The following is a 13,084-nucleotide window of genomic DNA, read 5'->3' as shown; positions in this document are numbered from 1 at the left end:
AAGGGACTTCCCATGACGGACTCGACAACGGAACTGCCCGTCGCCGCCATCGAGCAGCAGATCGGCGCGTTCCTTGAGGCCAAGACCAAGATGACCTGGGAGCCGGAGGTGGACCTGTTCGCCTCGGGCGCGGTCTCCTCGCTCTTCGCCATGGAACTCGTGGTGTTCGTGGAGAGCACCTTCGACGTCGAGGTCGAGGGCCCCGACCTCGCCCTGGACAACTTCCGCACCCTGCGGACCATGAGCGCGCTCGTGACCCGGCTGCGCGGCGGGGGCACCGGTGCTTGACGCCCTGACGGCGCTGGTGACCGAGACGGTCGGCGACGCCGCGAGCGAGTGGGACGTCACGGGCGAGATCCCGCTCGGCGTGCTGCGCGGCCTCGGCGCCAAGGGCGTGCTGTGCGCCGAGGCGAAGCCGCAGTTCGGCGGGCTCGGCCTGTCCGGCCTTGACAACGCCGAACTCACCGCGCACACCGGGGCGCTGTGCAGCTCGCTGCGGTCGGTGATGACCTCGCAGGGCATGGCCGCCTGGACGCTCCAGCGGTTCGGCGACAAGGCGCAGCGCGCCGAGTACATCGGCCGCCTCACCGGCGGCGAGCTCGCCGCGGTGGCGTTCAGCGAGCCGGGCGCGGGCAGCGACCTCGCCGCGATGAGCACCGAGATCCGCCGCGACGGCGATGACATCGTCGTCAGCGGCACCAAGACGTGGATCACGGTCGCCGGGTACGCCGACTGGATCCTCGTCTTCGGCCGCCACGAGGGCGGCGGGGCCGTCGCCGTGGTGCCCGCCACGGCCCCCGGGGTCCAGGTGACGCGGGTGCCCGAGCCGCTGGGCTGCCGCGCCGCCGGACACGCCACCGTCCAGCTCGACGACGTACGGTTGCCCGCCGGGCACCTGCTCGCGGTGGCGGGCCAGCCGGTCGTCATGCTGACCACCATCGCGCTCACCTACGGACGGCTCTCGGTGGCCTGGGGGTGCGTCGGCATCCTGCGCGCCTGCCTCGCCGCCGTCGCCCGGCACGCCAAGACCCGCGAGCAGTTCGGCAAGCCGCTGCTCCAGCACCAGCTCGTCGCCCGGCACCTGGCCGAGCTGTACGCCGCCGAGCGGACGGCGACGCTCGCCTGCGAGCGGGCCAGCGCCGCCTGGGACGGCGGTTCGCCGGAGCAGGTGCCCGCGTCGGTCCTCGCCAAGCACGTCGCCGCCACGAACGCGGCCCGGGGCGCGGCCACCGCGGTGCAGGTGCTCGCCTCCGCCGGAGCGGTGGGCGGACACGTGGTGGAACGGGCCTTCCGGGACGCCAAGTTGATGGAAGTCATCGAGGGCAGCAACGAGATCTGCCAGCTCATACTCGCCGAGCACGCCGCCGCGGCGGCGGGCTGAAACGGCCCCACGGAACGGGGGAGCGAACATGTCAGAAGCACAACCCATCGTGAAGTGCCTGGTCTGGGATCTCGACAACACCCTGTGGCAGGGCACACTCGTCGAGGACGGCCACGTCGAGGTCGACGACACCCTCCGCAAGGTCGTGACGGAGCTCGACGCCCGGGGCGTCCTGCAGGCCGTGTCCAGCCGCAACGACCACGACGAGGCCTGGGCGAAGCTGGAGGAGCTCGGCCTCGCCGAGTACTTCGTCCTTCCGCACATCGGCTGGGGCCCGAAGTCGGAGTCCGTGCGCTCCATCGCCGAGCGCCTCAACTTCTCCCTGAAGACGATCGCGTTCATCGACGACCTGCCCACCGAGCGCGCCGAGGTCACCTACCACCTGCCCGAGGTGCGGTGCTACCCGGCCGAGCAGGCGGGCCAGCTGCTCGACCTGCCCGAGTTCAGCCCGGCGGTGGTCACCGTCGACGCGCGCAGGCGCCGCGAGATGTACCAGGCCGGGTTCCAGCGCGACCAGCAGCGCGAGGAGTACCAGGGCGCCGACGAGGAGTTCCTGCGCTCGCTCGACCTGGTGATGCGGATCGGCAAGGCCAGGGACGAGGAGATCACCCGGGTCGAGGAACTGACCCTGCGGACCAGCCAGATGAACGCGACCGGCGTGCACTACTCGGACGCCGCGCTGCGCTCCCTGCTGTCCGACGAGGACCACGAGGTGCTCGTGGTCTCCATGGCCGACCGGTTCGGGCCGCACGGCGCGGTCGGGGTCATGCTGATCGAGAAGACTCCGGGCGCCTGGCGCGTCAAGCTGCTCGCCACCTCCTGCCGGGTCGTGTCGTTCGGCGCGGGCGCGGTGCTCCTGCGCTGGCTCACCGACGCCGCCGCGCGCGCCGGTGTGCACCTCGTCGCCGACTTCAGGCGTACGGAGCGCAACCGGATGATGGAGGTCGCCTACCGGTTCGCGGGGTTCGCCGCCGCCGAGTGCGCCTGCCTCGCCGCGTTCTCCGCGCCCGAGGGAACCGAGTGCCTGCATCTGGAGCCGGTCCGTCAGGACCCGCCGACCACCCTGCGCGTCCTGGCCCCCGAGCCGCTCGTCGGCGGGGCCGAGGCGGAGTGGCGGTAGGCGGGGACAGCACGCACGGCTCACGCTGAACACGCACGATCTACGGGGGATGTCTTGCAGTTCTTGGTACTTGGCCCGTTGCAACTGATGGACGAAGAGACGCCGATCGCGCTCGGCGGCGACCGCCGCCGGGCCACGCTCGGCCTGCTGCTGCTCAACGCCAACCGGGAGGTGGCGACGAGCAAGCTCCTCGACGGGCTGTGGGGCACCGACGAGACGCCCGTGACGGCGCGCAAGGTCCTGCAGAACGCCGTGCGGGGCCTGCGCGTCACGTTCGCCGAGCACGCGCACGGCGACGCGCGGCCGCCCGCCCTGCTGACGTGCGCGCACGGCTACCGGCTCGACGTCGACCCCGAACAGGTCGACATGTTCCGCTTCCACCGCCTCGCGCGCTCGGGCCGCGCGGAGCTGGCGGCCGCCCGCCCCGGCGCCGCCGCGGCCACCCTGCGGGAGGCGCTCGGCCTGTGGCGCGGGCGGGCCCTCGCCGACCTCGTCGAGTCCGGGCACTCCTGGGCGGAGCTCACCGCCCTGGAGAACGCGCGGCTCGACGTGATGGAGGACTACTACGAGGCCGAGCTCGCGGGCGGCCGCCACCAGGCCGTCCTCAGCGAGCTTGAGGCCATGGTCGAGGCCGAGCCGCTGCGGGAGCGGGCGTGCCACCAGCTGATGCTCGCGCTCTACCGCGGCGGACGGCAGGCCGACGCCCTCGCCGCCTACCGGCGGGTGCGGGTGCGGCTCGCCGAGCAGTTCGGGCTCGAACCCGGGCGCGAGCTGCGCCTCCTCCAGCACGCGATCCTGGTGCACGACCCGTCCATCGCGGCGCCCGCGGCGCCCGCACGACCGGTGGTGATCTCCGGCCTCGGGCAGGAGACGGAGCCCCGCGAGCGCCCGGTCGCCCGGCCGGTCCAGCTCATCCCCGCGCAGCGCTCCGTCACCCGGAGCGGCGTGAGCACCGTACTGATCCGCGCCGACTACGCCACCGGCGGCCGCGTCAGGGACGTCGGCCGGGCCCTGGAGCGCACCGCGAGGATCGTGCACGAGGAGGTGGGGCGGCTCGGCGGCGTGGTCGCCGGGTCGACCGGCTCGGTCACCCTCGCCCTGTTCCGGGCCGCGACGCCGCGCGACGAGGGCACCGCGCAGGCCGCCGAGCGCGCGGTGCGGGCCGCGATGGCGCTGCGGCAGCGGATCTGCTTCGACGTCCCCGACGGCGAGCGGCCCGTGCTGCGCGTCGCCGTGGCGACCGGCGAGATGCGCGGCCGCCCCGGCGGATCCGCCCGGGAGCCCCTGCCCGTCAACGGGGCGCTGCTCGTCGACAGCGAGTCCCTGCTCCAGGCAGCCGAGGACACGGAGATCGTGGTGTGCGGCCGTACCAGGAGACTGACCGGAGCGGCCATCGCGTACGGCCGTGAGGGCGGGACCCGGCCGCGCTGGGCGGTCAAGGGGCGCTACCGCGACTCCTTCGCCAAGGCGGAGGTCCTCGACCGCGAGCCCGAACTCGGCGTGCTCAACAGCCTCCTGGAGCGGGTCAGGCGCCGCTCGCGGCCGCATCTCGTCCTGGTCGTCGGCGGGCCGGGAATCGGGAAGTCGCCCCTGCTCGCGGCGTTCGAGCGGCGCGTGGAGAACGCGGCGACCGTGCGCCTCGCCGCCACCGGGGCGAGCACGCCGAACGTGGCGAAGCTCGCCGAGCACGGCCCGCTGGTGGTGTTCGCCGACGATCTGCACCGGGCCGACCCCGCGGTACTGGAGTTCGTCGAGGACCTCCTCGACGCGCCGCGGCCCCTCCCGGTGCTCGTGGTCGCCGCGGCCCGCCCCGAGCTGTTCCACAGGCGCCCGGGGTGGGGCGCGGGGCAGCGGCACGCCAGCCGGATGACCCTCGAACCGGTGGCCGTCGAACCACGCGTCGAGGCACCCCGGGGCCCCCGTCTGGTGAGGCTCTGCCATGTCGCCAGTTGAGAACGCGCCCACCGGTTGGTTCCGGGGGCCAAATTCGCCGCCCGGTCCGGTGTTCTCGAACCCGGCTGCCCACCACCCCCGCAATGTTGACTGGCCGAGCTGAGTACCCCGGCCGGAGGAGTGACGAGACGATGGAGAACGAGGGCAGGCTGCGGAACTACCTCAAGCAGGCCGTCGGCGAGCTGCAGGACACGCGCGAGCGCCTGCACGAGCTGGAGCGGGCGGCCAGCGAGCCGATCGCGATCGTCGGCATGGCCTGCCGCTACCCGGGCGGCGTCGTCTCGCCGGACGGCCTGTGGGACCTGGTGACCGAGGGCCGGGACGCCATCGGGGCGTTCCCCGCCGACCGCGGCTGGGACGTCGAGGGCCGCTACGACCCGAACCCCGGCGTGCCGGGCACCTACTACGCCCGCGGCGGCGGATTCCTGTACGAAGCGGCCGAGTTCGACGCCGAGTTCTTCGGGATATCGCCCCGGGAAGCCCTCGCCATGGACCCCCAGCAGCGCCTCCTCCTGGAGACGTCGTGGGAGGCCCTGGAGCGGACCGGCGTCGACCCGCAGGCGCTGCGGGGCAGCGACACCGGCGTGTTCGTGGGCCTCATGGGCCACGGCGGGCAGCGCTACGGGCTCGGCGCGGAGGAGTCGGGGCAGGGCGGCGAGGGCTTCGGCGGCACCGGCAGCGCGGCCAGCGTCGCCTCCGGCCGGATCGCCTACCTCCTCGGCCTCGAAGGGCCCGCGCTCACCGTGGACACGGCGTGCTCGTCGTCGCTCGTGACGATGCACCTGGCCGCCCGGGCGCTGCGCGGCGGCGAGTGCTCGCTCGCCCTCGCGGGCGGCGCCGCGGTGATGGCGACCCTGGACACCTTCGTCGAGTTCAGCCGGCAGCGCGGCCTCGCCGAGGACGGCCGCTGCAAGGCGTTCTCGGCCGCCGCGGACGGCACGGGCTGGTCCGAGGGCGCGGGCATGGTCGTCCTGGAACGGCTCTCCGACGCCCAGCGCCTCGGGCACCCCGTGCTCGCGGTGATCCGCGGCAGCGCGGTCAACTCCGACGGCGCCTCCAACGGCCTCACCGCCCCCAACGGCCCCTCGCAGCAGCGCGTCATCCGCCAGGCCCTCGCCGACGCGGGCCTCACCGCGGCCGACGTGGACGTCGTGGACGCGCACGGCACCGGCACCCGCCTCGGCGACCCGATCGAGGCACAGGCCCTCCTCGCCACCTACGGCCAGGAGCGCCCCGCGGACCGGCCGCTGTGGCTGGGCTCCCTGAAGTCCAACATCGGGCACACCCAGGCCGCCGCCGGGGTCGGCGGCGTCATCAAGATGACCCAGGCGCTGCGCCACGGCCACCTGCCGCGGACGCTGCACGCCGACGAGCCCTCGCCCGCCGTGGACTGGGACTCGGGCGCGGTGGAGCTGCTCACCGAGGCGCGCGACTGGCCCGAGACCGACCGGCCGCGCCGGGCCGCGGTGTCGGCGTTCGGCATCAGCGGCACCAACGCCCACCTGATCATCGAGCAGGCGCCGGAGCCGTCGGCCGGGGCGGACCCGGAGGCGGGCCCGGCCCCGTCGGCCGTGGCGGAGGCAGGAGCGCGGACCGCGACGGAACCGGTCGCCGGGGCGGAGCCCGCGCGGCTCCCCGACGCCACCGCCCTGCCGCTGCTCCTCTCCGCCTCCTCCACGGCCGCGCTCGCCGCCAGGGCGGAGCAGCTGCACGCCCTCACCCCGGCGGCCACGGGCGGGCCCCTGGCCGTCGCGCTCGCCACCCGCGCGCCCCGGCTGCCCCAGCGCGCGGCCGTCACCGGCGACGACCCGGCGGCGGGCCTGCTCGCCCTCGCCGAGGGGCGGCCGTCGCGGGACGTCCTGACCGGTGTCGCGCGCCCGCGCGGCAAGACGGTGTTCGTCTTCCCCGGGCAGGGCTCCCAGTGGTCCGGCATGGCGCTCGACCTGTACCGCGACTCGGACGTCTTCCGCGCCCAACTGGACGCCTGTGCCGCCGCCTTGGAGCCGTACGTCGACTGGGACCTGCTCGACGCGCTCGCCGGGCCCCTCGACCGCGTCGACGTCGTCCAGCCCGCCCTGTGGGCCGTGATGATCTCGGTCGCCGCGCTGTGGCAGCACCACGGCGTGACCCCCGACGCGGTCCTCGGCCACTCCCAGGGCGAGATCGCCGCCGCGTACGTCGCCGGGGCGCTGTCCCTGGAGGACTCCGCGGCCGTCGTCGCCCTGCGCAGCCAGGCCATCACCCGGCTCGCGGGCACCGGAGGCATGGCCTCCGTGCAGCTGCCGCAGGGGGAGACGGAGCGGCGCATCGAGGCGTACGGCGGCTCCGTGGAGGTCGCCGCGGTCAACGGCCCCGGCAGCACGGTCGTCTCGGGCCGACCCGAGGACCTCGCGGACCTCGTCGCCTCCTGCGAGGCCGACGGCGTCCGCGCCCGCCTCGTCCCGGTGGACTACGCCTCGCACTCCGCCCACGTGGAAGCCCTGCGCGAGGAGATCCTCACCGCGCTCTCCGGCATCGCCCCCGGCCCGTCCCGGGTGCCGTTCCACTCCACCGTCACCAACGAGGTCGTGGCGGGACCCGAGCTCGACGCCGCGTACTGGTACGGCAATCTGCGCAGGACCGTCGGCTTCGCCCAGGGCACGCGCGCCCTGCTCGACCAGGGCCACGGGGTGTTCGTCGAGGTCAGCGCGCACCCCGTCCTCGTGAACGCCATCGGTGAGAGCGTCGAGGATGCGGAGGCCGACGCCGTCGTCCTGGAGTCGCTGCGCCGCGACGACGGCGGACGGGCCCGCTTCCACACCGCGCTCGCCAAGGCGTACGTCCACGGCGTCGAGGTCGACTGGCGGATCCCGCCCGGCGCGGCGAGCGCCGTGGAGCTGCCCACCTACCCCTTCCAGCGCACGCGCTACTGGCTTGAGGAGCCCGCGGCCGTCGGCGACACCTCGGCCCTCGGTCTGCGCAGGGCGGAGCACCCGCTGCTCGGCGCGGCCCTGCGCACGGCCGACGCGGACACGCTCGTCCTCACCGGACGGCTCTCCCGCGGCGCGCAGCCCTGGCTCTCCGACCACGGGCTCGGCGCCTCGGTGCTGCTGCCCGGCACCGCCCTGGTCGAACTGGCCCTGCACGCCGGGGACCAGGTCGGCTGCGGACACCTCGCCGAACTCACCCTGCACGCGCCGGTCGTCCTGGACGCCGACCTGGACCTCCAGGTCCTCATCGGCGCGGAGAGCGGTGACGGACGCCCGGTGAGCGTCCACACCGCCCCGGCCGGGACGAACGACTGGACCCGCAACGCGACGGGCCGACTGACCAACGAGAGCCACCCGGCCCCCGACGACCTGACCGCCTGGCCGCCGCCCGGCGCCGCCGCCGTGTCCCTCGACGGGTTCTACGAGACCCTCGCCGAGCGCGGCTACGCCTACGGCCCCGCCTTCCAGGGCCTGCGCGCGGCCTGGCGCGACGGCGACGCGCTCTACGCCGCGGTGGCCCTGCCCGACGAGCAGGACGTCACCGGCTTCGGCCTGCACCCCGCGCTGCTCGACGCCTCGCTGCACGCGGCGGGCCTCTTGGGGGCCGACGGCGTCCGGGCCCCGTTCAGCTGGAGCGACGTGCGCCTGCACGCCACCGGCGCGCGGACCGCCCGGGTCCGCCTCACCCCGGCGGGGCCCGACGCGGTCGCCGTACTCGTCACCGACGAGGCCGGGCAGGCCGTCGCCTCGGTCGGCGAACTGGCCCTGCGGCCGGTGGACGTGGCCGCGCTCGGGCACCGGCGCGCCGACACCTCGGCTCTCTTCGCCCTGGACCTGGTGCCGGTGGACCTGCCGGAGCCGCCCGCCGAGCGGACCTGGATCGAGCTCGGCGCCGACGGCCAAGGCCGCCCGGCCGCACCGGTGTCGGCGACGGCCGCCCTGTGGACCTGCCCCGAGGGCGAGGTCGAGGACGTCGTCGACCGGACGCTGCACGTCGTACGGGAGTGGCTTGCCGAGCCGCACCTCACCGACGTCCCGCTCACCGTCCTCACCCGCGCCGACGACCTCGCCCACCGCGCGGTGACCGGGCTGCTGCGCACCGCGCGCAGCGAACACCCCGGCCGCCTCCGCCACATCGACGCCGACGACCACCCGCTGGCGCGGGCCGCGCTGCCCGCCGCGATGGCCAGCGACCACCCGGAGCTGGCCCTGCGCGGCGCGACCGCCGCCGTGCCCCGGCTCACCCGCGCCGCCGCGTCCCCGGCCCTGCCCGAACCGGCCGAGCGGCCGTGGCGCCTGGGCCTGACCTACCGCGGCGACCTCGACAGCCTGTCGCTCACGCCGTGCCCCGAGGTGCTGCGCCCGCTGGAGCCGGGCGAGGTGCGGGTCGCGGTGCGCGCGGGCGGCCTGAACTTCAAGGCCGTGCTCCTGGAACTCGGCATGGTGGCCCGCGACGAGTGGTCATCCCTCGGCGAGGGCGCGGGCATCGTCCTGGAGACCGGCGCCGACGTCACCGGGCTCACCCCCGGAGACCGGGTGATGGGCCTGTTCACCGGCGGCCTCGGCACGGTCACGGTCACCGACCGCAGGCTGGTCGTCCCGATGCCCAAGCGCCTGACGTTCGCGCAGGCCGCCGGGGTGCCGGTGGTGTACCTGACGGCGTACTACGGCCTCGCGGACCTCGCCGGGCTCACGGCGGGCGAGTCGCTGCTGCTGCACGCGGCGACCGGCGGCATGGGCTTCGCCTCCCTCCAGCTCGCCCGGCACTGGGGCGCCGAGGTCTTCGGCACCGCCAGCTCCGGCAAGCGGGACGTGCTGCGCGCCTGGGGCTTCGACGACGACCACCTCGCCGACTCCCGCAGCCTCGGCTACGCCGAGCACTTCACGAAGGCCACCGGCGGGCGCGGCGTGGACGTGGTGCTCAACTCCCTGGCGCACGAGCACGTCGAGGAGTCCCTCGCCCTGCTGCCGCGCGGCGGACGGTTCATCGAGATGGGCAAGACCGACATCCGCGACGCCGACGAGATCGCGGCGGCCCACCCCGGCGTGCGCTACCGGGCGTTCGACGTGATGGAGGCCGGGTTCGACCGCATCGCGGAGATGCTGGAGGAGATCCGCGTCCTGTTCGACGAGGGCGCGCTGCGGCCGATGCCGCTCACCACGTACCCCGTGCACCGCGCGCCGGAGGCGTTCCGGTACCTCAGCCAGGCCCGGCACGTCGGCAAGATCGTCCTCACCCTGCCCGCGCCGCTCGACCCCGACGGCACGGTCCTCGTGACCGGCGGCACCGGGGTGCTCGGCGGGCTCGTCGCCCGGCACCTGGTCGCCGAACACGGCGTACGGCGCCTCCTTCTGACGAGCAGGCGCGGTCCCGCGGCCGACGGCGTGGACGCCCTGGTCGCGGACCTGCGGGCCGCGGGCGCCGAGGTGTCCGTGGTGGCGTGCGACGTCTCCGACCGGGAGTCCGTCGCCGAACTCGTCCGCTCCGCGCACCGGCTCACCGGCGTGGTGCACGCGGCGGGAGTGCTCTCCGACGGGGTCCTGGAGGCCCTGACGCGGGAGGACCTCGACGCCGTACTGCGTACGAAGGCCCGCTCGGCGTGGCACCTGCACGAGCTGACGCAGGACCACGACCTGGCCCTGTTCGCGCTGTTCTCCTCGGTCGCCGGGGTGCTCGGCAGCGCGGGCCAGGGCGGCTACGCCGCGGCCAACGCCTACCTCGACGGACTCGTGGAGCACCGGCGCGGCCTCGGCCTGCCCGGCACGTCGATCGCGTGGGGCCTGTGGGCGCGGGAGAGCGCCATGACCGGCCACCTGAGCGAGGGCGACAAGGACCGCCTGGCCCGGATGGGCCTCGGCGCGATCGACGACGAGCAGGGGCTCGCCCTGTTCGACGCGGCGCTCGCGCTGCACCGCCCGCTGGCGGTGGCGGTGCCCGTCGACGTGGCCCGGCTGCGGGAGAGCGGACAGCCGGTGCCGGACCTCCTGTCGGCACTCGACCCGGCCGCGCAGGTCCGGCGGCGCGTCGTCGCGCGGGCCGCGGCCACCACCCAGGCGGACCGGCTCCTCGAGCTGCCCGAGCGGCAGCGCCGCAAGGAACTCCTTGAACTCGTACGGGAGTCCGCGGCGGTCGTCCTCGGCCACAGCACGGCCGAGTCGGTCGACGAGGACAGCGCGTTCAAGGACCTCGGCTTCGACTCGCTGACGGCGGTGGAGCTGCGCAACCGCCTCGGCACCGCCACGGCCCTGCGGCTGCCGCCGACGGTCGTGTTCGACCATCCGACACCGGCCGGGCTCGCCGCGTTCCTCGACGGACTGCTCGTCCCCGCCGAGGAGACGACCGTCGGCTCGCTCGTGGCGGAACTCGACCGGCTCGCCGTGGCCGACCTCGACGAGGACGAGCGGGACGTGCTGGCCAAGCGGCTCCAGGAGGTGCTGCGCCGCCTCGCGGCGCCGGTCGACGCGGGCGGGGAGGAGCGGGACTTCACCGAGGCCTCCGACGACGAAATCTTCGACTTCATCGACGGCGAACTCGACATCGCCTGATCTCGCCTCTCCGAACGAAAGTCCGAACGAAAGGGGGCTGCCCGGGATGTCCAACTCCACCGAGCAGAAGCTTCGAGAGTATCTGAGGCGGGTCACGACGGACCTGCAGCGAGCACGGCGGGAGCTGCAGGACGCGCGGACCGCCGCCCGCGAGCCGATCGCGATCGTCGGCATGGCCAGCCGCTTCCCGGGCGGCGCCCGCACCCCCGAGGAGCTGTGGGAGCTGCTCCGCGACGGCGGCGACGCCCTCACCGAGTTCCCCGACGACCGGGGCTGGGACCTCGACCGGCTCTCCGACCCCGACCCGGAGACGCCCGGCACCACGTACCTCACCAAGGGCGGCTTCCTGGCCGACGCGGCCGGGTTCGACGCCGAGTTCTTCGGGATCTCGCCGCGCGAGGCGCAGGCGATGGACCCGCAGCAGCGCGTCCTGCTCGAAGCGTCCTGGGAGGCCCTGGAGAGCGCCCGCATCGACCCGGCGTCGCTGCGCGGCAGCTCCGGCGGCGTGTTCGTCGGCGTGATCCCGCAGGAGTACATGCCGCGCGCGGGGGAGACGCCCGAGGAGCTGGAGGGCTTCGTGCTCACCGGCGGCACCACGAGCGTCGCCTCGGGCCGCATCTCCTACGTGCTCGGCCTGCTGGGCCCGACAGTGACCCTCGACACGGCCTGCTCGTCGTCGCTGGTGTCGATGCACCTCGCGGAGCAGGCGCTGCGCAACGGGGAGTGCGACATCGCCCTCGCGGGCGGCGCCACCGTGATGTCGGGCCCCAGCGTGTTCGTGGAGTTCTCACGCCAGCGCGGCCTCGCGCCGGACGGCCGCTGCAAGGCGTTCGCGGCCGCCGCGGACGGCACCGGCTTCTCCGAGGGCGTCGGCGTCCTCGTCCTCGCCCGCCTGTCGGTGGCGCGGGAGCGCGGCCTGCCCGTACTCGCCCTGGTCCGGGGCAGCGCGGTCAACTCCGACGGCGCCTCCAACGGCCTCACCGCCCCGAACGGCCCGTCGCAGCAGCGCGTCATCCGCCAGGCCCTCGCCGACGCCGATCTCTCGCCCGCCGAGGTCGACGTGGTGGAGGCGCACGGCACCGGCACGAAGCTGGGCGACCCGATCGAGGCCCAGGCGCTGCTCGCCACGTACGGGCAGGCGCGTACGGACGGCTCGGACGACCAGCCGTTGCTGCTCGGGTCGTTGAAGTCGAACATCGGTCATACGCAGGCCGCCGCCGGTGTCGCGGGTGTCATCAAGATGGTCATGGCGATGCGGCACGGCGTGGTCCCGAAGACCCTCCACGTCGACGAGCCCACCCCCGCCGTCGACTGGACCGCCGGTGCGGTCGAGCTGGTCACCGAGGAACGCCCCTGGCCGGAGACGGGACGGCCGCGCCGCGCGGCGGTCTCCTCCTTCGGGATCAGCGGCACGAACGCCCACGTCATCCTTGAGCAGGCCCCGGAGGCCGAGCCCGGCGACCCGGTAGAGTCGACCGTTTCTCTGCCGGTGGTGCCGGTGGCGGTGTCGGCCAAGACCGAGCAGGCGTTGCGGGCGCAGGCGGGGCGGTTGGTGTCGGTGGCCGGGGACGGGGTGTCCCCGTTGGATGTGGGTCTGTCGGCGGCGAGTTCGCGGTCGGTGGCGTTCGAGCACCGCGCGGTGGTACTCGCGGCCGACGGCGGTGAACTGGTCGCCGGTCTGGAGGCGTTGGCTCGTGGTGAGTCGGTGCCGGGTGTGGTGTCGGGGGTTGCTGCTGAGGGGCGTACCGGGTTCTTGTTCACGGGACAGGGCGCCCAACGCCCGGGCATGGGGCGGGAGTTGTATGAGGCCTTCCCGGTGTTCGCGGCAGCCTTTGATGAGGTCTGCGCTGGATTTGAAGGTCTGTTGCCGGGGTCACTGAAGGATGTGGTGTTCGGCGGGCAGGGGCTGGATGAGACGGGGTGGACGCAGCCGGGGTTGTTCGCGGTTGAGGTGGCGTTGTTCCGGTGGGTGGAGTCCTTGGGTGTGGTGCCGGACTTCGTGACCGGTCACTCCATTGGTGAGTTGGCGGCGGCGCATGTGGCGGGTGTGCTGAGCCTTGAGGATGCGTGCCGGGTGGTGGCCGCGCGGGGCCGGTTGATGCAGGCGCTTCCTGC

General features: G+C 74.6%; 6 protein-coding genes. All 6 read left to right on the top strand.

Annotated features, from left to right (window positions below):
* The first annotated feature begins 12 nt into the window (after positions 1-12).
* On the top strand, positions 13-288 hold the full coding sequence (locus ACIG3E_RS06955; protein WP_242717732.1) for an acyl carrier protein: 276 nt from the start codon (positions 13-15) through the stop codon (positions 286-288).
* Positions 281-1,381, top strand: coding sequence for an acyl-CoA dehydrogenase family protein (locus tag ACIG3E_RS06950; protein WP_399612222.1), 1,101 nt, complete (start codon positions 281-283; stop codon positions 1,379-1,381). The genes ACIG3E_RS06955 and ACIG3E_RS06950 overlap by 8 nt, the downstream gene beginning before the upstream one ends.
* A gap of 28 nt (positions 1,382-1,409) precedes the next feature.
* Positions 1,410-2,501 (top strand): HAD-IIIC family phosphatase, encoded by a 1,092-nt coding sequence (locus ACIG3E_RS06945; RefSeq protein WP_399612220.1) that lies wholly within the window; start codon positions 1,410-1,412, stop codon positions 2,499-2,501.
* A gap of 87 nt (positions 2,502-2,588) precedes the next feature.
* Positions 2,589-4,454, top strand: a complete 1,866-nt coding sequence (locus ACIG3E_RS06940) for a BTAD domain-containing putative transcriptional regulator (protein ID WP_399612217.1) — start codon at positions 2,589-2,591, stop codon at positions 4,452-4,454.
* A gap of 83 nt (positions 4,455-4,537) precedes the next feature.
* On the top strand, positions 4,538-10,969 hold the full coding sequence (locus ACIG3E_RS06935; protein WP_399612214.1) for an SDR family NAD(P)-dependent oxidoreductase: 6,432 nt from the start codon (positions 4,538-4,540) through the stop codon (positions 10,967-10,969).
* Positions 10,970-11,015: 46 nt separating this feature from the next.
* Positions 11,016-13,084, top strand: a 2,069-nt coding sequence (locus ACIG3E_RS06930) for a type I polyketide synthase (protein WP_399612212.1), incomplete at its 3' end; no start/stop codon positions are given.

The sequence above is a fragment of the Streptomyces sp. NPDC053474 genome (assembly GCF_044544845.1).
GTDB lineage: Bacteria > Actinomycetota > Actinomycetes > Streptomycetales > Streptomycetaceae > Streptomyces.
The sequence above is the reverse complement of the archived record's forward strand: the minus strand, read 5'-3'. Positions and strand labels throughout refer to the sequence as shown.

What these genes read in the sequence shown, in the direction of transcription:
- ACIG3E_RS06955 (WP_242717732.1), top strand. Translation starts at nt 13, where the DNA reads ATGACGGACTCGACAACGGAACTGCCCGTCGCCGCCATCGAGCAGCAG.
- ACIG3E_RS06945 (WP_399612220.1), top strand. Translation starts at nt 1,410, where the DNA reads ATGTCAGAAGCACAACCCATCGTGAAGTGCCTGGTCTGGGATCTCGAC.
- ACIG3E_RS06940 (WP_399612217.1), top strand. Translation starts at nt 2,589, where the DNA reads ATGGACGAAGAGACGCCGATCGCGCTCGGCGGCGACCGCCGCCGGGCC.
- ACIG3E_RS06935 (WP_399612214.1), top strand. Translation starts at nt 4,538, where the DNA reads ATGTTGACTGGCCGAGCTGAGTACCCCGGCCGGAGGAGTGACGAGACG.